Genomic DNA, 23918 nt, shown 5'->3' on the forward strand with positions numbered 1-23918 from the left:
TGAAAGTATAGATAGTTATTTCTACCTTAAAACTTTTCTATCAGCAAAACCACATAAACTGTTATGCTATGCTTTTATTTAATTACTGCAAATTTCACGGATAATCTAGCATAATGTATAGTCGTTTTTTTTTGTTCATCTTGTTTTTTTTAATCTCACCATTTGCAACATCGAACACACTTATCGTTCAACTTTCAGATAACTTATCCAGTGCAGCAAAACAAAATATTTATGCTTATCTAGGCAATTTGCCAGAGAATGACACCGAACGAACAGCATTTGTTTTTACAGCGAAAAAACAAGCCTTAAATGCGCTCAAGGCACTGGGTTATTACCGTGCTGAGGTAACAAGTTCAATTGACAAGAATTTAGATAAAAATATCTGGACGCTTGGTCTTGTCGTGATACTCAATCAGCCAACAAGAATAAAACACGTGCGTATTAACCTAAGTGGCGACGCTTTAGGGGATAGTGCTTTTTCAGATATTATCAAAGAGGTGCCTATTGCCAGCGGAGATATATTACATCATGGCATTTATGAGCAATTTAAAACGGACTTGGTTTCCTTAGGTTTAGAACGAGGTTACTTTGATAGTAAGTTCATTAAAACTAATATCGCTATAAACAAAAATTTGGATACCGCAGAGATTATTGTTCACTTTGACAGTGGACCTCGTTATCGTTTTGGTGAGATAAAGTTTAATGATTTTGATATAAATACAGATATTTTGAAACCTTTGATTTCTTTTAAGCAAGGTGATTTTTATCAACAAACCTCACTGCAAAACTTACAAAATGAACTGGATGAAACTCAATACTTTAGCAATGTTGTTGTTCGCCCTGAAACAGAGAATAGCGCGAATAACATCTTACCAATAGATGTATCGCTGGAAAAAGCGAAACGCCATCAATTTAATTTAGGACTAGGCTACGCGACTGACACCAAAGAAAGGTTTTCTTTCGGCTGGAAAACACCGCTAGTCAACCGTTATGGGCATCGTCAAGAAACAAGGTTGTCCTATTCAACCATTAATCCGACCGGGCATTTTATTTACAGTATTCCTTTGTCACACCCCAACAATGATGTGTTGCAATTACAAACTGAACTAGAAAAAAATGACTATGGAGACTTAACCAGTCGATTTTTTTCTTTTCAAGTAGGACGCGTTTATCTAAAAGATGATATTTTACGCCAACCTTATTTAAGACACTTAGATGAAGAGTGGGAGACTGATAATGTTTACGATGATGCCAGTTATTTTATTCCCGGGTTTACTTGGTCTGATATTGATCGTGATGGCCCTTTACTCGATCCAACTAAGGGATTTAGACAATACTATAATTTAGAAGGAAGCTATGAAGGTTTATCTTCAGAAACCTCATTTTTACGTTTTAATGCGCGTTGGAAATATATTTCTCTGTTTGCTCCTAAGCACCGTATTGTCGCAAGAGTAGAGCTTGGCTATGTTATTGTCGACAAAGACTTTGAAGAGGAACTGTCTCCTTCATTACGGTTTTATGCTGGTGGTGACCAAAGTATTCGAGGATTCGACTATCAATCAATTGGCCCTAAAGTGACTCTTTCAGAAGGTATTAACCAAGGGAAGGAAATCGTTATTGGTGGCACTAATATGGTCGTTGCTAGTTTGGAGTACCAGTACTACTTTTCAAATACATGGCGCGGCGCACTGTTTATTGATGCTGGAAGTGTTAATGATAATGACAAACTTGAACCGGTATACTCTATTGGTCCCGGTCTTCATTATATTTCTCCCATTGGGCCGATCAGGTTTGCTTTAGGGTATTCATTAAGCGAAGAAAACCCATTATGGCGTCTTCATTTTAGTATTGGTGCTGAACTATGACTTATAAACGTGCCAGCTTCACACTTATCGGCGTGTTAACCGGCTTACTGTGTTTCTTTGCCATACTACTTTCAACGCCTTGGGGAGCTCAGTTATCACTTTATTTTGTCGGTAAGGTTTCCTCGCTGCAAGTTGAATACAAAAGTGGTGCCCTTTTAGATGACTTAGCGTTACGTAAACTAAAAATTGAAAACGATAATGCGCTAATTAATGCCAGTAACATTCGTTTAAAATTGCATTTGCGCTGCCTATGGAAAAACCAGATTTGTATTGATGAACTCAGTATAGGTGCACTACAAGTCAACATAAAAGAAGCAAAGCCAGCGGAATCATCTGAGCAACTTGTCGAACAAACGATTAACTCAACCAATTTCACCTTACCCTTTAGCGTTAAATTAAAGAAGTTTTCTTTAGCTCGCGCCCAAATAACAACTCAGGGGCTAGCGATAAACTTAACCGAGTTTTCTAGTGCTTTATCGGTCAATAAGAATGTTGTGAGTAATATCGCTATTAATATAGATAATGCTCGGTTGCTTAAAGCACATATTAATTTATCTGCGGCGAAGACCTCATCAACCCCGCAACCCGTTACCCCTTGGCCACTGGCATCACTGCCTAAGATGTATTTACCAGTTAAGTTAGCGCTAAAGTCGTTGGTGGTAAAAACGCTAATCGTTAATGAATTAGACAATACGGGCAGTGAGAAAACGCTAATTAATACCACGAATAATGTGGCACGTTTATCATGGTTCAAAACGCAATTATCTATTGAAGAATTGTCATCAAAAGTAGCGGCAGTAGGAGAGTTTTCATTAAAAGGAAAAGTTGACTTTGTACCCCCTTATCTTGTTGATTTAGCCTTGAGTAGTTCCATTGATAACTTTGAGTTATTACCACAACTCAGTCATTCTGAACAAAAGGTTTCATTAAAAGGTGATTTAGCTGATTTAGTAACAACGATTAGCAACGTGGGTGAATTAACACTAACCGCTAAAATGTCAGTGGATGTTACTAACGCAAACTTACCTTATAAATTGAAAGCTGATGTTAGCCAGTTTATTTTACCTGATGATATCGCTAATGTTATTACTCCATCAACACTGTTATTAAACAGCGAAGGCGACCTTAACCGACATGTTATTGATTTAAAAAGTAACATTAGTGGCTTTGGTTACCAAGATGCCGCATTGGAACTACAGGCAACTTACAGTGAACAAACCTTTAAAATAAAGACCTTATATTTTGAAGAGTTCAAAGAAAATAGCCGCTTGGATATAACCGGAGAGTTACAGTTAGGCAATCGATTCTTATGGGATGTTAAGGTGAATTCTTCGGGCATTAGCTTACCTAATATTGATAAACGTTTATCGGGTCGACTGCAGGGAAATATTTACAGTAAAGGATTTTGGCAAGATAATGAATGGGCGTTTACGCTTGCTGACTCTAAGGTCAAAGGCGAAATTAATAAAATAGCTTTTAACGCAAACGGTAATGTTGATATTAACCATAAAGGTCAATTAGCGCTAAGTAATATTAAGCTCAATTATGGTGATATAGCGCTTAACATAAAAGGCCATAGCGATACCCATTGGCATGTCGATGGTACGGTTAATGTTGGAGATAGCAGTTTATGGTTAAAGGATATTGAAAGTGGAATAGCGGCCAATATTTCAATATCTGGTCCAATTGAGCAGCCAGAACTCAATCTACAAGGTGAATTAAAAAAGTTGTTAGTGGCTAATCTTGCCAGTGATGCCATTAAGGTCGAGGTCAAATATCGACCGCTGGATAATCATCAACATCAGGTAGCGTTTAGCAGTGCGCTTATCAATTGGAACGATCACACCATCAATGGTGTTAATTTGTCGAGTAGTGGTGATTTAAATCAACAAAAAGTAAAGCTAGCATGGCTTGGCGATTCAGCGATTGACTTGTTAATTAATAGTGACTATTCACCTGTGGGAGAGCAGTGGCGAGTACAAACTGATCAGGTAATTTTTTCGATAGGTGACGATGTTTTTAAATCAAGTCAGCCACTTAATATACTTTATAATAATAGCCTTAAAACGCTTGCTGTTAATAAACATTGCTGGCTTGGTGACGGCGCTCAGCTCTGTCTAAAAGACGATGCCACCTTAAAAGTAGCTCAAGACGAGTTAACGTTAGCCGTTCAATTAGACACAGACCTTTTAACGCCCTTTATTCCTAAAGATATAAATGTGCAGAGCACATTAGCGGGGAATGTTGCTGTGGGTTGGCAACAAAACAAAATGCCAACCGTTAATGCTAAATTACTTATTAGTGATGGCGATATAAAGACAACTAAAGAAGGCGAATTACATCAATTACTTGAGTGGCAAAAGGGTGAGTTAACGTTAAAAGTTGATAATAGCAGTGTTGCAGGCAAACTTGCTTTTTTTGCTCAAGACAGTGCTGAAATAGTCAACCTTAGCAGTACGATTGTCTTTGCCGATAGTCGCACTATAAATAGCCAGCTTAATATTAATGAATTCAACCTTTCACCCTTGCAAGTTTTTTTGCCAGAGTTAACCTCATTGGAAGGCCTATTAAATAGCCGTTTAACTGTGAATGGTGATTTAGATAAGCCAATAATAACAGGTGACATTACGTTAACTAAAGGTAAAGCTAAAATTTTAGGAAATATTAATACCTTAACTGATATTAATATGGCTTTAAAATTTAAAGGTCAACAAGCCGTTATTTCTGGTGGGGTAAATATTAATAATGCCTTAGCTAATCTTAAAGGAGACGTTGACTGGCAAGATGAATTGCAAGGTAATTTTGATTTTGATGGGGAATCATTAAAGTTATCAGTTCCCCCGGATCTTAGCATAACCGTTTCTCCTCACCTTAACGCCCAAATCAAAGCATCAGAGCTGAAAATATCGGGCCGTATAGAAGTGCTCGAAGGTAAATTACTGGTTAATAAATTGCCGCAAGGAAGTGTTAGTTTAAGCAAGGATGTCATTATGGTTAATGATGCAGGCGAACAAGTTGCTAATGAAAAACCATTTAAATTATTTACCAATGTTCGTGTGGTTATTGCCGATGCATTTAAAGTTGAAGGGCAAGGGTTTATAGGTCGTCTAGGCGGCGAATTACAAGTGAGTCAGCAGGCAAATCAACCCTTGCAGCTCTTTGGCAGCTTAAAGATCCCCGAGGGTCGCTATCGCGCTTATGGGCAAGATTTGTCGTTAACTAAAGGTATTATTTCTTTTAATGGCACAGCGAATAACCCCTATGTCTCAATGCAAGCGACACGTAGCATTGAAAAAGAAAACATTATTGTCGGTATTGATGCAACTGGATTAGCCAACAGTTTGAATATCAAGCTGTTTTCAAAGCCAACCATGCAACAATCTGAAACTTTATCGTATCTGGTGAGAGGGCGCGGTTTAGATGCAGAAACCAGCGATAGTAATACGGCTATAGGTGTGGCTTTAGGTTCAGCGTTAACAAACTTTTCTGGTGTGCTCACTCAAATAGAAAAATTACCTTTGATCAATAGAATCGAAATAGACGGAGACAATGAGCAAGCCTCCATCGCTGGCTATTTAGGTGAGCAGGTTTATATTAAATACGGGGTTGGTATTCTGAAGCCTATCAATGAATTAACCGTGAGGTTTTATTTATTAAACAGACTATGGGTTGAAACAGTTTCTGGGCTAGAAAGCTCTGCCGATATTTATTACTCATTCGACATAAAATAAGCCGGTGACCAGTAACCTTTATTTCCTAACACACTCGATAAGTTAATAAACGCTAAGCTGCGTTAATCAGCAACTGTTGGATCTAAACTAGGAAATAGCAGCACTTTATTACGGCCTTTGTCTTTAGCTGAGTAAAGTGCAATGTCGGCTTGTTTGTATAGTTCGTCGTAATTAGCGTTGTTCATATTACCAAACGTAACACCGATGCTTGCTGTGACTTTAGACTGAAAGGGGAGGGCCATTTTTTCAATACTACTTCTGACTCTTTCTGCAAATAAGCAGGCAGACACTTCATTACTATTCATTAATAAAATAACAAACTCTTCTCCACCAATACGTGCAAATAAATCATCTTTTCGACACAGTCTTTTAATTTTATCAGCAATCGCCACCAAGACTTCGTCACCAGCATCATGACCAAAGTTGTCGTTAATATCTTTAAAATAATCAACATCAAGCAGCAAAAAGGCCATTTGTATATCTCGCCCTCTAAAGGTATCAATTTGATGCTCTAAAAAACGACGGTTACCAATGCTTGTTAAATGGTCGGTTTCAGAAGCTTTTTTTAATGTTTTGTTTGTGGCTTCCAAACGAGAGATCACCTGTTTTCTTAGCATTAATACTAGGAATAGCACTAAACTAATCAGTGAAATAACAATAACAGCAAATAGGTACATTGAAGCGTGGCGAGACTCTCGTTCGCTGATCAGTAATTCATCTTGTAGTTTTATGTAATCTCGTTCCAAGAGTAGTTGACTCTCCAATTTTTGTAATAGACCCTTTTGTGTCAACGGTTGAACTTGATTTCTTCTGTTTATGTACTCTGTTTGAATAATAGCCGCTGCTTTAAAATTTTCTTGGCTTAATTCTAATTTGGCTAAATTTTCATAAAGCGCCATTTCACTTTCCACCGATATTTTATTTTTTACCTCAACAATGCCTTTATGATATAAATCGATGGCGGCTTTTATTTGGTTTGTTTGGATATAAATATCAGCGAGGCCTAAGTATGCTGATGCGACAGCAGGTGGATAAATACTACCTTTCTCATCGTTAATAACAAACTTATAAAGAGATTCAGCCGCCGTAAATTTTTTTAAATATTTATAAACATCAGCTAAGTTGGCTGATGCTTCACTAAAGCTAAAGTCATTGATGTAATCTTTATTTCTTAGCACTTCTTCAAGTAATTCTTGTGCTTTAAGGGGGTTACCGGATCTTAAGTAGGAGACACTTAATCCAACAGAAGCATTCATCTGCATTGCAATATCATTGAGTTCAGTGTTGATTACGATTGACTTTTTAAAATATTTAACAGCATTAGTATAATCATTTTGAGAATTAAGTACATTCCCTAAGTTATTATAAACCATCGCTAAATCTTCTTTTTGATCGCTTAATTTAGCAAACTTCAATGCTTCTATATAATATTTTACTGCATTTTTGTGATCGATAATGAGCTCGTGAAATACCCCCATTGCTCTATTAGAGACTGAGATTAAATGCACGTTCTCACTCTTATTGGCACTATTTATCGCTTGAGTGAGATGTTTGAAAGCTTCAAGGTTTAAACCTTGGTACATCTGTGATTGTCCAAGTAAGCGTAATAGTTTAGCTTTATTGAAATCACTATCTTCAATACTAGTAAGGGCTAGGGCTTGTGTTGCATAAGCGCTTGTTTCTTTTGGATCGGTATAAAGGTAATAGCTTGCCAGCTCAATTAATGGCGCTAAGCGTGCTTTATCATCTAGAGGAAGTGCTGTTAATGTTGCTTTTAATGAATCAACATTTACCTCGTTTGCTAAACTTGGTGAGGTGATAATCAGTGACAGTATCAATGCTATTAACCATTTTATCACTTTAACTCCTAGCGCTGATGTTGTCCTTAGGTTACTTTCTCATATTTTAATCAATAGATAAAACAAAAAAAAGCTAAATAACGGCCGGAAACTCATTATTCATTATTAACTCAAACTCTTCTTTATAAAAAAGCACTCAGTAACGACCTTAGTGTTAATTACTGCGGGCCATTTGATTTGCAACAAAGGCGGTTAAGTTAACCAGCATGATGCTTAACCTATTTGCTTTAATTCTTTCCTATATTGATGATTGCTTTGAACGTAATGTGCTGCGCCTGCTGCAATCATCTCTTGGGTTTTTTCGTCGAGTTGTTTAATTACTTTTGCGGGTGAGCCTAAGACTAAACTCCCATCAGGAATGACCATGTTTTCTGTCACTAATGCATTAGCACCAATTAAGCAGTTTTTACCAATTTTAGCGCCATTTAATACCACCGCATTGATACCAATTAAGCTCCCTTCACCTATCGTACAACCATGAAGCATTACTTTATGACCAATAGTTACATTTTCAGCAATATTAATGGGGAAGCCTTTATCAACATGCAGAATAGAGCCATCTTGAATATTAGAATTTTTCGCTATCTTCACTTGTGCTAAATCGGCTCTGATCACAACATTAAACCAAATACTGACATTTTCGCTTAAGTCTACATTTCCTATTACAGTGGCGTTTGGTGCTATAAAACAGCTTTTTGAAATACGAGGAGAAAGTTCACCTAATTGATAGATCATATCTTGATACCTTAATATTAATGTATTGATTTAATATAACTAATTAGAGATTAACAATCATTAACTTTGTCGCCTAATAATCTGTGGATTGTTGTTGGTATCTCATTAATTAACTAACTCAAGGGGATATATTCCACACTTTCTTTTTAGTCTTAGGCAAAGGCGAAGGATAGGTTTCGTTTAAGTATTTAACAATATTCTGTCTGCCCATGCCTTTATCAACAACTAAAGGGATAACTTCTTTAGTTGTTGATAAAGTAAATAGGGTGGGGCTTAGCACTGTCGTATGAGCAATACGATCCACAAGTATCTTAAAAAATGGCGATTTTTTAGGTAGGAAATGCCCAAACGTAATTATATTGTGTAAGCTCGTCAGATTATTAACGTTTTTATTTAATGGACACTAGGATTTTTATTGTTAGCCATGCCATTCATAGTGTAGTAGATGTCGTTAATCGCAATTAGCTTTTATCACCAATGTTAAAGGGATAACTTGAAGCTAAGGTTTTTATTTACATTACTTTTTGAGGTTTAGCATATGAAGTTTTCATTAGCGTGCTTTTGGGTTGTTGCGTTAGCAGTTTGTGTTAAAGCAAATTCAGTAGAGCGCAGTGAATATACAATGGCCAGTGACGGTCCTTTGCCTATATCTCAGCAGGGTTTAACACTTGACCATGCCGATTTATACTTTCGTATTTTTCCTAAACAAAAAACTATTTCAGGCAAAGGCGTTTTAACCCTTAACAGTCAGCGTGCAATGGGGCAGGTAGGCATAAATCTCGATAATTTTTTTACTATAGAACAAGTGCTGGTAAACGATGTGTTGATAGACAAAGCACAATACAGCAACCTTGAAGGGCTTCTGGTGATAAATCTTACAACCCCGCTAAAGGGTCAGTTTATCGTCGAAGTACAATATTCTGGTACGCCGCGCGAAGCGGTAAGAGCCCCTTGGGATGGAGGCTTTGTGTGGTCTAAAACATCGACAGGGAAAGACTGGATAGCTACGGCTGTGCAAGGTGAGGGTTGTGATTTGTTTTGGCCTTGTATCGACAACCCTGTTGGTGAGCCTAAAACAACCACAATGCATATTACTGTGCCTAAAGATTTGGTTGCTGCTGCTAATGGAAAGTTAATTTCGGTAACAGAAAATGATACGACTAAAACGTATCATTGGCATAGTTTATCGCAACTAAACACTTATGGTGTTGCCATTAATATTGCACCTTATGACGTCATTAAAACCACATTTGATAGCCAGTACGGCAATAGTATCCCTGTTGAGTTTTACCATTTACCCGAAAACAAAATGAAAGCGCAGCGTTTGACACAAGAGCTTATTGATATAACAACATTCTTTGAGAGAAAGATCGGGCCATATCCTTTTGCTCAAGACAAAATTGGGATAGCAGAAACCCCACATTTAGGGATGGAGCATCAAACCATTAATGCCTATGGTAACAAGTACCAAGCCGACAAATATGGGTTTGATTGGTTGCTTTTCCATGAATTCGCCCATGAATGGTTTGCTAATCAACTAACCAATAAAAATGCCGATGCTATGTGGCTACATGAAGGTTTTGGCGCCTATATGCATCCGCTATATGAACAGTATCTCCATGGCGAAGTTGCTTATATGGCTCACATGTACGACATGCGTTTGAAAATACGAAATAAAGCTCCTATTGTGAGTAAAACATTGCAAACCGTAGAAGGGGTTTATCAAGAGGAAAAAGGTGGGCCAGGTGCCGATATATACGCTAAAGCGCCTTGGGTACTACATACATTACGTAACCTTATTGGTGATGAGGCTTTCTTTAGTGCAACAACTGAGCTTGTATATGGTGTTGCTGAGCCAAAACCAGGGCTGTTCAAGCCAGTACTGGCTGATACAGATGACTTTCTTAGTATTGTCAATCGTTTAACAGGTCAAAATTATCGCTGGTTTTTCGATGTGTATTTTTATCAGGCTCAATTACCTAAAGTGATTGAAAAAAGAACTGAAAATAGTCTGACGTTGCAATGGAAAATACCACATGATTTATTTTTTCCATTACCGTTGGAAGTATCAGTTAATGGTAAGATCACGACATTAACCATGAATACACCACAAACGATTAAAGTGTCCGCCAATGATTTAGTGATTATTGATCCTATGAGTAAAGTATTAATAGAAAAGCCTCATATTGCGAAATATCAAGATTTTTTGAAAACAAAAGAAAAGTAGCTTTTAGACTCGCACATACCCCACTAATAAAGTGCAAGGAAGCACTGCTATTAATTTAGCCATTCTTTTTTTCTTAACGCCATCATAAAATGAGCGGACTCTGAAATGGTTAAAGTTGCCAATTAGTGTTGTTAAAAATTAGGCCAATAAGATTAGGTCGATAAATTTAAATATTGTTAAATGAGAATGGAATTAGGTTGCATATTTGTTAAATACTTAAAGATGATGGAAGCGCTTTTAGAAAGAGAGAAAAGTATAGTTTCTCTTATTCAGTTTGTTCGGAGTTTATAGCCAGGTAGCATCAAATCCATTACCATCGAAGAAAACATTCCTGTATAATCCTTGCCATTAAGCAACTGCCTAAGCAAACACACTAAAGTTAGCTATAAAGACAGTTAAACCAACATTTATGACGCTGCTCTTCATTAGTAAAAGCACCAGTTACACAATAAGAGTAAGTTGAGACACTATATGACCGTAGAACAATTCGATCCACAAGCAACTAAAAAAAGCAGTAATTCAGCCGAGAGCCAGACAACCACATTAGACATTCCGTCTAAGATGATTGAAGAGCAAAAGAATAGTCAACAGCCCTCTAAAGCGGCTAAAATCGGATTTGTTTCATTGGGCTGCCCAAAAAATCTTGTTGATAGCGAGCGCATCCTTACTCAGCTTCGCACTGAAGGTTACGATGTAACCAATAGCTACGATGATGCAGAATTAGTGATTGTAAATACCTGTGGTTTCATTGATTCAGCTGTTCAAGAGTCTTTAGATACAATTGGTGAAGCACTTGCTGCCAACGGTAAAGTATTGGTTACTGGCTGTTTAGGCGTAAAAAAAGACGAAATCATCGAATTACATCCCAATGTTTTAGGTGTTACGGGACCTCATGCTTACGATGAAGTGTTAACACAAGTACACAAACATGTAGCCAAGCCTGTTCATAACCCTTTTATTGATTTAGTGCCGCCACAAGGCGTTAAACTTACCCCTAAGCATTACGCGTATTTAAAAATATCAGAAGGGTGTAACCACCGTTGTACGTTCTGTATTATTCCTTCAATGCGTGGCGACTTAGACTCTCGCCCTATTGGCGATGTGTTAGGTGAAGCCAAACGTTTAGTTGATGCTGGCGTTAAAGAATTATTAGTTATATCTCAAGATACTTCGGCTTACGGCGTTGATGTGAAACACAAAACTGATTTTTGGGATGGCATGCCGGTTAAGACTCATATGCAGCAGTTATGTGAAGAATTAGCCAAGCGAGGCGTTTGGATACGTCTCCATTATGTTTACCCGTATCCGCATGTTGATAAAATAATTCCTCTTATGGCAGAAGGTAAAATACTGCCGTACTTAGATATTCCATTTCAGCATGCTAATAAACGTATCTTAAAATTAATGAAACGTCCTGGTAGCTCTGACCGTGTATTAGAGCGTATAGCTAAATGGCGTGAGATTTGCCCTGAATTAGTTATTCGTTCAACCTTTATTGTTGGCTTCCCGGGTGAAACAGAAGAAGAATTTGAAGAGTTATTAGAATTCTTAGAAGAAGCGCAATTAGACCGCGTTGGTTGTTTTAAATACTCACCTGTTGAAGGTGCTACGGCTAATGCTTTACCTGATCATAATTCAGACGAAGTTATGGAAGATCGTTTACAACGTTTTATGGCAGTACAAGCGAGAATAAGCGCGGAAAAACTACAAGCACGTATTGGCCAAGAATATTTAATTCTTGTTGATGAAGTAAGTGCCCTTGGTATTGTTGGGCGTTCTTATATGGATGCGCCAGAAGTTGATGGCAAAGTTTATTTGTCTGATGATTATGACGCTAAGCCAGGCGACCTAATGTGGGTACAAATTATCCATGCCGACGAACATGATGTTTGGGGTGTTAGAGTTGACGACGAAGCTGAAGATTAATTTTCTTCACAAAGCTTTTACTTTGCTTTAGTAAGCTTGATGTCATTTAACCTTAGTTATGTTTTATCGCATATAAAAAAGCCCAACTTTAATTAAGCTGGGCTTTTTTGTATTTGAAAAATTAAACGTTAACAGCGTCTTTCAATGCTTTACCTGCTTTAAATTTAGGTACTTTTTCCGTAGCAATTTGGATTTTACCACCTGTGAGGATTGCGACCCAATGATGATGGTTCAGGAGCGTAAGTTGTACGCAATTAACGCTCCTATTAATAGTGTATAAAGGGAACTATTACATGACAGATTCAGCTTTATCTAGAACCTTGTCATTGAACGTTTTAGCTCCCTTATACCCAAGAAACATTGATACTAACCATATGATGAAAGCTAAGGGGGAAGCAATAATGGTTATTGCAAATATAATAACAAGGATTAGGTTAACAACTCCCCACATTATGCTACCTGAATACATTTGAGCTGCTCCAGGAATAAAAAAACCTAAAGCTAATGCTACAATTGGATTTTTCATTTTGTTTTGTAATCTCGCTTGCTGAATTGTGTCGCTCATTTGATCTTTCCTTATGAATTTTTAAATGGTTGTTATAAAATTTATTTTAATAATTTACGAGAGGCTATTCCGAATATGCCTAAAGCGAAAATAGCTAAAGTGGGTGGCTCTGGAACAGATGTTACCGATGAGTTTTTTATTAATAACGTGCTGTATGAAGATGAGGTACTTGTTGCTTTGCTATCGTAATTTGTATAATCCATAATAAATGCATCATCATTAACAGCCAAGTCATAATAACTACCTGTCATTCTGTGCATTTCAATTCGGCTTAAGCCATCTGTGCCTGCGAATAGTCCAAATGAATATTGAAATTCGCTGTTTAAACCCGAGTTAAGTTCTCGGTTATATCCCATAATGTCGGTAAAATGATATAAAACTGAACCAACGCTACCCTCACCATCATTTACATATACGCTTCCAGGCAGGTGATTATTTGCATTCTCGTGTCGTGCTCCGAGTCCTAAAAACGCATTCGCCATCATGATGTATACATCATTTTTTGTAGCTAATCGCCATCCTTCATATTCATCACCCGAATCTAACTGAGAAGATACATATTCGTAGGTATCTTTATTATTAATACCAAAATCCATCCATTCGAAACCTGTGGTTTCATCAATAAAACTACCGTTTGTGGTATCTGTAATTAATCCAGCAGATGCTGTAAATGAAAATGCTAAAAAACCAATAACACCTACAATTTTCTTAAACATATATTTCTCCTTTATTTTATATAGCGTTTTGGTGAGGTACCACCAAAGCTCATTCCTGTAACTTTAAAATCAGTTATTTATTATTGTTTTGGTTTGTATTAAAAAATGCAGCCATAGCGCGTTAAATAGTTGTTTTTAGAACTAGGTATAGAATATAGATAAGATGAAATTGAGGTAGGTACGTGTTTTTTTATTAAAAATGCAATACAACAAAATAAAAACAAATTTTAATAATATATTGAATATTATAGTTTTTTACTTGATTATGTATTGATAGGTTTATATGGAAATTACTCTAAATTATTTAAGTAGATACATGATGTACACTATGGATGAAGAAGCACCAATCACAGCGTTAATTGTTGAATGGAAAAAGGGCAGTAAGGCTTCATTCAATGAACTGTTTAAACACTGTTATCAGCATTTTAAGCATGAAGTTAGAAAACAAAAACTTAAACAAGCCAATAATGTTAAGCCAGTAGATTTTTGTATTCAAACAACAACATCAATCGTTCACGACGCTTATCTAAAACTATCTCCTCATAGAGAACAAGCAGTCTGTAATCGTAAAGATTTATATGTATTAATTACTCAAGTCGTTAAATCTATTCTTTACGATCAGTACCGAAAAGCTACTTCACAAAAAAGAAATCCAAGTAACAACCCAATTCCTGAAAGTTTTGAGGGAGAGTCTTCAGAATTACTGGCAAAATTACTCTTGGCAGATAAGTCATTAAAGCAAGAGAAATCACGTTGTACTGAAGTTTTGAACTTAAACGTTTTTGCCGGATTAACAGCAGAAAAAATAGCAACTTTATTGAGTATCTCTGTTCGTACTGTTCATAATGATTTGAACTTTGCGAAAGCCTGGTATTTAGATGAATTGAGCGCTTAGGTTATTATGAACGATTTATATGAATTATTTCAAAAGCTTGCCATTATTGATAAACCTTTGCAGTCAAACTTCTTTAGTCAACTCCAGAACGAATTTCCTAAAAAAGCAAAAAAGTTAGCACAATTATTAAAGCACCGTGGTGTATCAACAGACGTGCTGATTGAAAAAATATTTTCTCCTTTAACCATTGTAGACAAACCCGAGCTGAGATTAGGGAGGACAATTGATAATAAATACAAAATCGTTGAACTACTAGGTCAAGGTGGTATGAGTGATGTGTATAAAGCAATTAGGTGTGATGGCTTAATTGAACATACAGTTGCGGTTAAATATTTTTCGCTTGCCGACACCTTTGATACAGCCTTACAGATGATAAAAAAAGAAGCGCAAATTCTGGCTCAATTAGACCATCATTACATCGCTAGTTTCATAGATATTGGTCATGACGATAATTGCGAGCCCAATATCATGATGGAATATGTGCAAGGTCAAACGCTTCACTCTTTTTTAAAAACAAAACCAGATGAGACGGTTTTATCTCAGGTTTATGAAACATTAGATAATGCTAAGGCGTATGCAGAAAAACAGGGTGTTACCCATGGTGATATCAGTTTAAATAATGTATTAGTCGATAAAAATGGCAATGCCAATATTATTGATTTTGATATAGCTCAGTATAAAATTGAGTAATGAATTAAATAAATTTAGTTTTAATAATTAATAACCTGTATTATTAAAATACTAAAAGAATCATTAATATATAAACAAGGAATGTTACTCGTGGTTAATAATATCATCTTCATTTTTTCCTTTTTAATTTATTCAAATCTGAGTTTTGCAGCGGAAGCTACTAAATTGAATCTTGTCAATTCAACGTTTAATGAAAAATATAATTCGGATGTCCCTGTTAGCGGGCGAGTATTGTCAGGCTTTATGTTGGAGTCAGTTAATAAACCTACCGATATGTTTTTAGATATACCTAAGACAACTGCTGGGATTATTTGTTTACAAGTCCAATCTAAAGATGGCTCATATTTTTCATCTAACGAATACCAAATAACAGATAACACGGTACATGGTGTTATCTCACCCAACTATCCTACTGAATATGCTGAAATAATAAATGTTTTTAACCACAATGAGTTAGCTATATTGAGTTTCCAAGGTTCGTGTGAACAAAAGAAAGTAAATAATTTACTTATCGCCTCTAGGGGAGATACTCTGTTAAGTAATAATGTTGTATTTTTTATAAATTCAGGTCGCAGTGATGTATTTTTAAATTTAAAAGATAAAAATGGAAAAAATAATACGGTTCAGTGCTTTCGGATCCAAAATGGTAAGCGCACCGCGTATGATACCGAGTGTAAAGTGTCACTTGATAAAATTAAAATGGCGAAAGGTAAAGTCTCTATATTAAGACGTAAATCAGGACGAATGTTTCCTTCTATAAAACTCAATATTAAGTTACAAAGCTAATGAAAAATTCATTTGATTTTTCAAAACTTACGTTAAATATTGAGTTTTTAAGAAACTTTAAGCACACTAAAACAATAGTGAAAATATTTATATTTGCCTTTTTAGTGTTATATCTTTACGTGCTGTTTATGCCTAGGGAAACTATTTATACGATTAGTGGTGAAACTGAGCATATGGAAATAGAATTCGCTCAGGATATTATTAATGAATGGGACGTATCAAAAGGACTTTTAATAACGAATATACTGATTGATGATTCAATCATATTACCTGAAGATAGTTACCTTTTTGTTGATAACTTAACTAACGTTCAAATTTCAATAAATGAAAAAAGTAAGTCTACTTACACATTGGTTTTAAGTTTGAATAATAAAAATGGTTCTATCGGTGTAATAGAAGCTCCCGATAACATTATTGAATTATCATCATATGCAGAAATTAGCTTACCCATAAACAATTCATTTATATTGCCTTTTCACGGAAAAGTCTACCTTGGTAACGATGTTGGACGGGGAGTAAATAATATATTGCTCAATGGTAACGTTCGAATTATTGAAGAGCAATTATTGAAAGATGGCCGTTATATCGGTGGTGATTTCCCGTTAGATATTGGTGATAGGGTTGAGTTATTTGTAGACTCTCAAATGAGTGAGATATCTAAAGTAAAAGGTTTTATGAAAATAACGGATAATAAATATTATGAGTTTATTGTTCATGGAGAGGGAGATAAAGTTAAAGTTGAAAGGTTAGGAAGCTCGGGCTATGAAATATCACCTTCTTTTTGGTATCGAATTACAAATGACCCAATTGTTGCTGCGCTATCAAGTGTGATTGCTATATTGTTTTTATTAATGGAATTCTCCAGCCTACTTTTTAACTATATAAAGAAAGAACAATGAAAAAAATTAATCTAATATTACCTACTCTCAGCTTTTTTATCTTGCTATCAGGCTCTACTTTTGCGAAAACAATTACCCAAGTTCATATAGAAGCAGGGGAAGTAGGGCAAGGTTTTTTATTAAAACGCTTGAACCAATGTTATTTGATTTCACCCTCCCATGTCTTAGGCAATTCATTTTTTGCTAACATAACTACGGGTACTAAAACTCGAGAAATTGGCGAGGCTGAAAAAGTGCAAGTATTTGGTTATGATTTAGCTATTTCAAATGTAAATGGTATAAGTGCGGCTAATTGTGTGACTGATATTAACGCATTTGATCCGCTAGATACGTTATTAAAAAATGCGTCACTATTAACGGTATCAACAATTAATGTCGATGGCTCGAAGTCTATTACACCTGTCACTTTAATAGACCAAAACATCATAAATTTGAACGTTAAACCACAGTCAGAGCAATTACCTTTATATAAAGGTTTAAGTGGTAGTGTTGTCTTTTTAAAAGAAATCCCTGTAGGAATACTGCAATCAGTTAACGCAGAAACAGGAGAAGGCACGGTAATTCGCTTTGACCGTGCTATGGAAGTAATAGCGCCATTTTTCACATCGACATTTTCACAAGTTAAACCCGTTAAAGAAGCTAATACTATAGAGAGCATTCAATTTAATATTGCACATTGGAGTCATAAGCCAATTGATACCGAGCATAGAGTCTCTGCAATTAATGACAATAAAACGGACTCATATTGGTCAGCAAAACTCGATGGTAAACCAGTGAGCATTACCCTAGACTTTAATGATTCAATAACGCTTGTAAACGGACTGTCATTGTTTAATGAAAGTGGCTTAAAGCAATCATTTCCTCGAGATATAAAGGTGTATTCAAACCGACGAGGGGAAGGGAAAAGAGGATGGACAAGTATTTACTCAGGGACTTGGTCAAATACTAAAAACAGTTTTTCATTGAAATTCCCCCCAGTAAAAGCAAAACGCATAAGAATTGAATTTCTTTCAAACTGGGGAGATACGAAACAGTTGAGCCTATCGGAAGTAACTATATTTTAATTGTGTTGAACAGACTTAAATTATGCTTGCTTTCGTTTTAAGCATTAATCCATTGCAATTCACATCGCCTACTAACTCTGATTGTTCATTTAACAGTAAAGTTCCCGAACAATTTGTAGTACCGAATGAAACTGTTAAGCCTGAGACATTCCCTGGTTTAGATTGCGAACGACCAGCTGAACTGCTGCCTGAATAACTGCTGTACGTTGTAAATTTTGCTGTTTTTTCATCATATTTATTCATTAAAAGCGTTAAGCTACCGCCAAATTTTTGATATATTTCTTTGTTTTTTTCTGTTGCAGTTTCAGAAAGGGTGAAGTAAAGCGTTAGACTGGAAATTTCATTTAGCTTGTTTCTTAATGCTATCGCTCTTACCGCATCATCAGCACTGTTAAAGCCTACTGAATAAGCTTGTTCTTTCATTGCAGTATCTGAAGATTTAAGCATCATATCCATAGCCGCTAAGCGGGTACTCTGATCTGGATCGTTGAGTAGTGCTTTTACTTCTTTCATTTCAATAGAGCGTTTTTTTATTTGCTCTGCCATTGATTCGGCTGATGCATTAGCCATTAAAAATAAACTCGTAAATGCTATTAAGCTTGTAATCGATTTTAGTGTTTTTTTCATAGTCTTTCCTTATGTTGTTGTGGTTAGTCCTTTATTCTAGACTTGGTTCATACTAATTTATGCCTTTTTGTTTTGCAACTAAACGAATGATTTATAATAAAAAAAATAAAAACACTTTAGTTAGGGTGATTTGATGGATTTTATCTTTTTAAAATTTTTTTGCACTTTTAGTTAGTTATTACGTATCTATTCGATCTTTAAATAAGAGTCTAAGGTGACAGCATAATTTTTTAGAAGGTAATTTGTAAATATGGAAAATCAACAAATCGTGAGTTACAACAAAACTAATGCGTTAAGCCATCTTCAAGTGATGAACAAACTAGGAACCACTTTTTTCATACTTTTCATCGTAGGAGCTTTCTTACCCTTGGCTGATTTAGGTGTCTGGTCTGATGAAACATTTAGTTTATACAATATTGCAAACCCAATGGTGTTGTTGGTTATCGCAACCTTAGGTGTGCTTGTTACCTTAACTGGCCTTAGCCGCACAGCTTCAAGATTGTTATCTTTAGTGTTTGTGGCTCTTGTTGTTGGCTGGTTTTTAACTCAGCTTTACGACATTTATGATATGGCAAAAGTAGCGAGAGAAATAAGAGGGCGTGACTTTGAGTTCAAACACTTTGCGCGTTCAATAAAAAGTATGGCTCAAGGCTTGCCAATCAACAGCGCAGACGACCTTTTTTCGGTGGCTAGTATTTTATTAATGGCTTCTTTTATTGGCTTAGTGGGCTGTATCTTTTCTCCTCGTTATAAAGAAAACAAGCAATTTAAAGCGGCAATTTTAGGTCAGCCAGTTGAAGTAAATGAATCAACATCAACAGGAGATAGCACAGAGGTTAATTCTGCTAAAGCCTCTTCACTTGTAACTAACCTAAAAAGTACTTTGAGCTTAGTTATTACTAAAGCTATAGCGTTCATTAAATATGTTTATCAAATTGTTAAGCCCTTGATTAATGCACTGCTAGATAAAGGCGCAGATATTATTTGCAAACAACAACCCAACTTAAAACGTGAACAAGTAAAAATGGTATTGCTTGGGGTCATAGTTGTTCTAATTTATCTCATCATTTTTTGATTTTTAATCACCTATAACGAATAAAAAATATAATAAAGGACAGATTATGAAATGTATAAAATCACTTGGTTTGGTTGCTATAACACTATCTCTAACAGCATGTGGTGGAATAAAAAGCCAAGCAGAAATTACACAAATGTCACCAACAGAAGTCGCTGTGCTGGCTTGTAATGCATATAAAAATATTGAATTAGAGCAGCTTCAGTTTTTATTTCCTGAAAAAGCGTACAAAAAGTTTATTAGTAAGACAAGTAAGTATCCAGAGAAGTTTGCTGCGTATGTAGAAAATGCAAATTGTAAAATTAAAAATACAGAATCCATAACTTATAAAAAGATAGATTCAACTCGTATTACTTTTGAAAAATTCGATGCTATTAAAGTATTTAAAGTAGATGGTCAGTATCAAATAGCAGTAGAAGGATAAACAAATTATGAAAAAAACAATAATACTCTCAGTTCTAGCAGTCTTAGTATTAAGTGCTTGCGGCGACCCAAAAGATGAAGCCAATGAAATTGCACAGCAAGCGTGTATTGCCGATAAAAATAGCGATATAGACACCTTAAGTGACTTGATGAACGATGAGATGTTTGAAATGAACAAGGCAATGCATGAAAACGCGGATCCGTTAATGAAAAACATATTAAAAATGCTTAACTGTGATTTGAAAAGTACGGAAGTATTAGATGATGGTAGTTATATCGTTAATTTCAAAAAACATAATAGCTATGAAGTCAAAGAGGTTGATGGTGATTTAAAAGTTGTTGGCGAGCAGTATTTTTAAATTCATTCTGTTTAGTTTCGTATGATAATTATCTGGAATTAAAGATGATTGTTATTTGTTTTCCGTTTATCATTGCTGTCTATATTGGACTGGAAACTCTCTAATAATGACAGGGAGTTACCACTTAAAGGATTTAAAAATGTATAAAATAGTTGTGCGTTCAGCACTTTCAATTTCATTTTTCACAGCAACATTAGCAATGGCAACATTTGCAACTGCCTCAGACCTCGTTGACTTTAATACAACACACGTTTTTCCAACTGATAATTTTGACTTACAACGAGCTGTTGAAGGCTTACGTCACGCCCCTTATGATTATTGGACTGATATTCGCTGGAATGAAAAATCTCCATTGGGTACACCTATAACTATCAAGTTTGCTTTTTCAGGAAAAACGATAGGGGGACGTGATGTCCGTGATTTCTATCCGCGTGAAAAAGAATTAATTATAGGTGCTTTAACTAGTATTAGCCGTGTTTCAGGGATCAACTTTGTTGAAGATGATCCTATAGATAGGACTGAACGGTATGATTTGTTATTCGAAAATATTGCGGGTGATATATCTTTCTCAGGGCTACCAAGTGATCATCGTTCACCTATAAATAGTGATGATTGTGATAACGGAGGAACTGACTGTGAAATAGGTGCAAGACTTATAGATCTCAGTGTTAATGGACTACTTGACTATCTTAATCCACAACGCGAATTCGATGAGGCAAATTGGGTAGTAGACTATAAGCACGATTTATCAAAAGCGAAGTCTGAATTGCTTTACCATATATTGCAGTCGCTAGGTGTTTACCCTTCAGATCATGCAGGGGTAAATGTAAAGCTAACCAGTGAATATGATAATAAGTTTTATACTTTAATGTCTCCAAATATTGGAGACTCTTCATCTGAAGTATTTTATCCTACCGATTTAAAAAAATATGATGTAGCGGTATTACAATACCTATACGGCAAAGCTGAAAATACCAACACGGGTGATACCTTGTATACCTATGATGATTCATATGATTTTCATCAGATCATTTATGATGTTGATGGAGTTGACACCCTTAGTGTTGCTGATACTGCCCGAAATAATATTATAGATTTACGCGCAGGCGCCTTTAGTTCAATAGCACCAAATCCTACTGGTTTTTATGATAAAAATATTGGAGGAGAACATTTAAACCGTAGTAACAATAATTTATCAATTTCTTATGATGTGGTAATCGAGAACGCTATTGGTGGTAAAGGGGATGATGTTTTAGTTGCTAACTCTGTAGCTAATATGCTGTATGGTGGTGACGGTATTGATATCGCTAAGTTTGCTGGCAATAAAGCTGATTATACTATTGAAATCATAAACGCTTATACGGTAGAGGTAACATCGGTTGTGGTTACTGAAGATAAAGATAGTTTGGTTGATTTTGAATTTATTCAATTTGCAGATGAAACCATTGTCATTAATAAAGCGCCTGTAGTTACTATGCCTGAAACAATTACAGTGAGAGAAGGGTTACAAGCGAATATTGCGGTTACAGTTACACAACCAGATAATGATATTCATAGTTATACATGGACTCAACTTGATGGTATAGAATTAACACTGGAAAACGCAGATAACTTAAATGTTAATTTTGTTGCCCCTAGCGTTGATGCCCAAGAAACTATTAACCTGCAATTAGTAGTTTCAGATGGTACTAACGTTATAACCAACACTGTTACTATTATTGTAGTTCCAAACAACACACCAATAATAACTAATGTTACAGCAGACCAAACTGTTGATGAACGAACAACGGTCATATTAACTGTTACCGCTACTGATGCCGACAATGATGCGCTAACTTACCGTTGGGTTGTAAATGACGCAACAGTAATATTAACGGGTGATACGACTGAGACTGTTTCATTTACTGCCCCAGATGTTACTACGTCAACTAACTTAACCGTTCAAGTATTTGTGACAGATGGTTTTGATGAGGTTAGCAGTGAAATACGAACAGTAACTGTTAATAACATTGATACAACGCCAGACCCAGTTGTTACTCCAGCTAAAGAAAAAAGTAGTGGTGGCTCTTTTGGTTATCTTATCTTGCTAATTGCGGGTTTAAGATTATTTAGAAAGTAAATATCTTTAAATATACTTAGCGTTGGCCTCGTTGTACAAGAAAGCCAGTTTTATTAATTAACTAAACTGGCTTAACTTAGCTGAAAACAGCCAAGAATATTATCAAAGCCTTTAAACATAAAGCTCTCCTGTGGGATTGGTGTAAGGATGCTCGGCTGCCCAAAAAATCTTGTTGATAGCGAGCGCATCCTTACTCAGCTTCGCACTGAAGGTTACGATGTAACCAATAGCTACGATGATGCAGAATTAGTGATTGTAAATACCTGTGGTTTCATTGATTCAGCCGTTCAAGAGTCTTTAGACACTATTGGTGAAGCACTTGCTGCTAACGGTAAAGTATTGGTTACTGGCTGTTTAGGTGTTAAGAAAGACGAAATCATTGAATTACATCCCAATGTTTTAGGTGTTACGGGACCTCATGCTTACGATGAAGTGTTAACACAAGTACACAAACATGTAGCCAAGCCTGTTCATACACTTGTATTGATGAGTAATGACTTCCATCGGATTGCGCTTTCTTACAATTTTTCACACAACGCTGACATTTGATAGACAAAAAGCCTCAGGAACCGAACGCAATAAGTTTTTATAATACCCCCATAAATTACAAAACATAAACTTTAGGGAACAATTATTATGAACAAATCACTTATTAGCACGGTATTACTTTTAGCTTCATCGACTGTTTTTGCAGAAACTGAATATCCTACCAATCCAATATTAAGACCTTTAACATTAACTGATGGCACCATTGCCGTCAGTGGTGCCTTAGCGTGGGGAGAAGAGAAGGATGAAAGACACGCAGCGCTAAATTTAAATCTGGGCTACGGGCTGACTGACAATTTAACGATTGGTTTGAATGGTATTAGTTACCGACTTTTAGCTCGCCCTGACAATGAAGCAGGCTTTGAGTTAGCGGTTGGGTTAGGTTTAAGGGGCTTTCAAGAATCAACCATTAATGGAGATTCGGTTGCTTATGGTACCGACTTAAAGGGTAAGTATGTCTTTGATAAAAACTTAGCTCTGATTTTTTCTTTAGGTTATGTAAAGTGGGATGAAGAGAAGCTACAAAATAAAGATGAATACCGTTACTCTGTTGGTGTGCAAACCCACTTAGCAAAAGATTGGACGGCTAACGTTAACTATACTTATCGAGATTTAAAAGACTTTCAGCAAAAATCCGCTCATGAAGTTAGTCTTGGTGTTAATTATAATTACAGCAAACAGACCGACATTGGGATGTTTGTTGGTTATTCAAGCTTCGATGCCCAAGAAAATGGTTATCAATATGATAATAATTTTGATCGTGTGGCAGGTGTTTACGCCACCTATCGTTTTTAAGTTAAGTTAAGTTAAC

Annotated in this window: 20 protein-coding genes and 2 pseudogenes; 15 read left to right on the plus strand and 7 right to left on the minus strand. The window is 35.9% G+C overall.

The genetic code is table 11. The features are described from left to right. The first annotated feature begins 113 nt into the window (after positions 1-113). Both H4J70_RS17475 and H4J70_RS17480 read left to right on the plus strand, forming a co-directional pair. Entirely contained in the window at positions 114-1865 is a 1752-nt protein-coding gene (locus tag H4J70_RS17475; protein WP_182216539.1) for an autotransporter assembly complex family protein, read from the plus strand. Then, positions 1862-5596 (plus strand): translocation/assembly module TamB domain-containing protein, encoded by a 3735-nt coding sequence (locus H4J70_RS17480; RefSeq protein WP_182251561.1) that lies wholly within the window; start codon positions 1862-1864, stop codon positions 5594-5596. Before H4J70_RS17475 ends, H4J70_RS17480 begins: the two co-directional genes overlap by 4 nt. A gap of 62 nt (positions 5597-5658) precedes the next feature. On the opposite strand, the gene H4J70_RS17485 is transcribed toward H4J70_RS17480, so the two are convergent. The 3 genes from H4J70_RS17485 to H4J70_RS17495 all read right to left on the minus strand — a co-directional run bounded on the left by H4J70_RS17485 (position 5659) and on the right by H4J70_RS17495 (position 8494). Further along, on the minus strand, positions 5659-7455 hold the full coding sequence (locus tag H4J70_RS17485; RefSeq protein WP_182216543.1) for a diguanylate cyclase domain-containing protein: 1797 nt from the start codon (positions 7453-7455) through the stop codon (positions 5659-5661). A gap of 213 nt (positions 7456-7668) precedes the next feature. Beyond that, positions 7669-8190, minus strand: a complete 522-nt coding sequence (locus H4J70_RS17490; protein WP_182216545.1) for a gamma carbonic anhydrase family protein — start codon at positions 8188-8190, stop codon at positions 7669-7671. A 118-nt stretch (positions 8191-8308) separates the two neighbouring features. Then, positions 8309-8494: a hypothetical protein gene (locus tag H4J70_RS17495; RefSeq protein WP_182216547.1), complete on the minus strand. Its 186-nt coding sequence runs from the start codon at positions 8492-8494 to the stop codon at positions 8309-8311. Positions 8495-8728: 234 nt separating this feature from the next. Between H4J70_RS17495 and H4J70_RS17500 the strand changes: the two genes are divergently transcribed. Both H4J70_RS17500 and rimO (H4J70_RS17505) read left to right on the plus strand, forming a co-directional pair. Further along, complete coding sequence (locus H4J70_RS17500) at positions 8729-10417, plus strand: M1 family metallopeptidase (protein ID WP_182251562.1); 1689 nt, start codon at positions 8729-8731, stop codon at positions 10415-10417. Between the two features lie 471 nt (positions 10418-10888). After that, positions 10889-12343: a 30S ribosomal protein S12 methylthiotransferase RimO gene (rimO, locus tag H4J70_RS17505; protein ID WP_070376401.1), complete on the plus strand. Its 1455-nt coding sequence runs from the start codon at positions 10889-10891 to the stop codon at positions 12341-12343. A 121-nt stretch (positions 12344-12464) separates the two neighbouring features. On the opposite strand, the pseudogene H4J70_RS20485 reads toward rimO (H4J70_RS17505), so the two are convergent. From H4J70_RS20485 to H4J70_RS17520, 3 genes and pseudogenes are all read right to left on the minus strand, one after another. Continuing rightward, positions 12465-12561: pseudogene (locus H4J70_RS20485) on the minus strand (HU family DNA-binding protein); the annotation flags it as partial. Positions 12562-12632: 71 nt separating this feature from the next. Next, a complete protein-coding gene (locus H4J70_RS17515; protein ID WP_182216550.1) occupies positions 12633-12908 on the minus strand; it encodes a hypothetical protein in 276 nt (91 codons plus the stop codon). Positions 12909-12949: 41 nt separating this feature from the next. After that, on the minus strand, positions 12950-13624 hold the full coding sequence (locus H4J70_RS17520; RefSeq protein ID WP_182230663.1) for a PEP-CTERM sorting domain-containing protein: 675 nt from the start codon (positions 13622-13624) through the stop codon (positions 12950-12952). Between the two features lie 316 nt (positions 13625-13940). Between H4J70_RS17520 and H4J70_RS17525 the strand changes: the two genes are divergently transcribed. From H4J70_RS17525 to H4J70_RS17545, 5 genes are all read left to right on the plus strand, one after another. Then, positions 13941-14519, plus strand: coding sequence for a sigma-70 family RNA polymerase sigma factor (locus H4J70_RS17525; RefSeq protein WP_182251563.1), 579 nt, complete (start codon positions 13941-13943; stop codon positions 14517-14519). Between the two features lie 6 nt (positions 14520-14525). Beyond that, positions 14526-15209: a protein kinase domain-containing protein gene (locus H4J70_RS17530; protein ID WP_182251564.1), complete on the plus strand. Its 684-nt coding sequence runs from the start codon at positions 14526-14528 to the stop codon at positions 15207-15209. Positions 15210-15299: 90 nt separating this feature from the next. Continuing rightward, positions 15300-15995: a hypothetical protein gene (locus H4J70_RS17535; protein WP_182251565.1), complete on the plus strand. Its 696-nt coding sequence runs from the start codon at positions 15300-15302 to the stop codon at positions 15993-15995. After that, complete coding sequence (locus H4J70_RS17540) at positions 15995-16894, plus strand: hypothetical protein (RefSeq protein WP_182251566.1); 900 nt, start codon at positions 15995-15997, stop codon at positions 16892-16894. The genes H4J70_RS17535 and H4J70_RS17540 overlap by 1 nt, the downstream gene beginning before the upstream one ends. Next, positions 16891-17958 carry a discoidin domain-containing protein gene (locus tag H4J70_RS17545; RefSeq protein ID WP_182251567.1) on the plus strand — a complete coding sequence of 356 codons (1068 nt, stop codon included), beginning with the start codon at positions 16891-16893 and terminating at the stop codon, positions 17956-17958. Before H4J70_RS17540 ends, H4J70_RS17545 begins: the two co-directional genes overlap by 4 nt. Before the next feature lie 15 nt (positions 17959-17973). Here H4J70_RS17545 and H4J70_RS17550 read toward each other — a convergent pair whose 3' ends face one another. After that, positions 17974-18585, minus strand: coding sequence for a hypothetical protein (locus H4J70_RS17550; protein ID WP_182251568.1), 612 nt, complete (start codon positions 18583-18585; stop codon positions 17974-17976). A gap of 250 nt (positions 18586-18835) precedes the next feature. Here H4J70_RS17550 and H4J70_RS17555 point away from each other — a divergent pair, with 250 nt between their 5' ends. The 6 genes and pseudogenes from H4J70_RS17555 (at position 18836) to H4J70_RS17580 (ending at position 23902) form a co-directional block, all read left to right on the plus strand. Beyond that, positions 18836-19660, plus strand: coding sequence for a hypothetical protein (locus tag H4J70_RS17555; protein WP_182251569.1), 825 nt, complete (start codon positions 18836-18838; stop codon positions 19658-19660). Between the two features lie 46 nt (positions 19661-19706). Beyond that, positions 19707-20084 (plus strand): hypothetical protein, encoded by a 378-nt coding sequence (locus H4J70_RS17560; protein ID WP_182251570.1) that lies wholly within the window; start codon positions 19707-19709, stop codon positions 20082-20084. Between the two features lie 7 nt (positions 20085-20091). Further along, positions 20092-20442 (plus strand): hypothetical protein, encoded by a 351-nt coding sequence (locus tag H4J70_RS17565; protein WP_070376412.1) that lies wholly within the window; start codon positions 20092-20094, stop codon positions 20440-20442. A 139-nt stretch (positions 20443-20581) separates the two neighbouring features. Beyond that, complete coding sequence (locus H4J70_RS17570; protein ID WP_182251571.1) at positions 20582-22561, plus strand: M10 family metallopeptidase C-terminal domain-containing protein; 1980 nt, start codon at positions 20582-20584, stop codon at positions 22559-22561. A gap of 96 nt (positions 22562-22657) precedes the next feature. Next, positions 22658-23035 (plus strand): annotated as a pseudogene (rimO, locus tag H4J70_RS17575) (30S ribosomal protein S12 methylthiotransferase RimO); the annotation flags it as partial. A 162-nt stretch (positions 23036-23197) separates the two neighbouring features. Further along, positions 23198-23902: a porin gene (locus H4J70_RS17580; protein ID WP_182241967.1), complete on the plus strand. Its 705-nt coding sequence runs from the start codon at positions 23198-23200 to the stop codon at positions 23900-23902. Positions 23903-23918 lie beyond the last annotated feature (16 nt).

Source organism: Colwellia sp. BRX8-9 (assembly GCF_014077245.1).
Taxonomy (GTDB): domain Bacteria; phylum Pseudomonadota; class Gammaproteobacteria; order Enterobacterales; family Alteromonadaceae; genus Colwellia_A.

Bases quoted from the DNA above. Each gene is read 5' to 3' on its own strand.
- H4J70_RS17475 (WP_182216539.1), top strand. From the start codon at position 114: ATGTATAGTCGTTTTTTTTTGTTCATCTTGTTTTTTTTAATCTCACCA.
- H4J70_RS17480 (WP_182251561.1), top strand. From the start codon at position 1,862: ATGACTTATAAACGTGCCAGCTTCACACTTATCGGCGTGTTAACCGGC.
- H4J70_RS17490 (WP_182216545.1), bottom strand. From the start codon at position 8,190: ATGATCTATCAATTAGGTGAACTTTCTCCTCGTATTTCAAAAAGCTGT.
- H4J70_RS17500 (WP_182251562.1), top strand. From the start codon at position 8,729: ATGAAGTTTTCATTAGCGTGCTTTTGGGTTGTTGCGTTAGCAGTTTGT.
- rimO (WP_070376401.1), top strand. From the start codon at position 10,889: ATGACCGTAGAACAATTCGATCCACAAGCAACTAAAAAAAGCAGTAAT.
- H4J70_RS17515 (WP_182216550.1), bottom strand. From the start codon at position 12,908: ATGAGCGACACAATTCAGCAAGCGAGATTACAAAACAAAATGAAAAAT.
- H4J70_RS17520 (WP_182230663.1), bottom strand. From the start codon at position 13,624: ATGTTTAAGAAAATTGTAGGTGTTATTGGTTTTTTAGCATTTTCATTT.
- H4J70_RS17525 (WP_182251563.1), top strand. From the start codon at position 13,941: ATGATGTACACTATGGATGAAGAAGCACCAATCACAGCGTTAATTGTT.
- H4J70_RS17530 (WP_182251564.1), top strand. From the start codon at position 14,526: ATGAACGATTTATATGAATTATTTCAAAAGCTTGCCATTATTGATAAA.
- H4J70_RS17540 (WP_182251566.1), top strand. From the start codon at position 15,995: ATGAAAAATTCATTTGATTTTTCAAAACTTACGTTAAATATTGAGTTT.
- H4J70_RS17545 (WP_182251567.1), top strand. From the start codon at position 16,891: ATGAAAAAAATTAATCTAATATTACCTACTCTCAGCTTTTTTATCTTG.
- H4J70_RS17550 (WP_182251568.1), bottom strand. From the start codon at position 18,585: ATGAAAAAAACACTAAAATCGATTACAAGCTTAATAGCATTTACGAGT.
- H4J70_RS17555 (WP_182251569.1), top strand. From the start codon at position 18,836: ATGGAAAATCAACAAATCGTGAGTTACAACAAAACTAATGCGTTAAGC.
- H4J70_RS17560 (WP_182251570.1), top strand. From the start codon at position 19,707: ATGAAATGTATAAAATCACTTGGTTTGGTTGCTATAACACTATCTCTA.
- H4J70_RS17565 (WP_070376412.1), top strand. From the start codon at position 20,092: ATGAAAAAAACAATAATACTCTCAGTTCTAGCAGTCTTAGTATTAAGT.
- H4J70_RS17570 (WP_182251571.1), top strand. From the start codon at position 20,582: ATGTATAAAATAGTTGTGCGTTCAGCACTTTCAATTTCATTTTTCACA.
- H4J70_RS17580 (WP_182241967.1), top strand. From the start codon at position 23,198: ATGAACAAATCACTTATTAGCACGGTATTACTTTTAGCTTCATCGACT.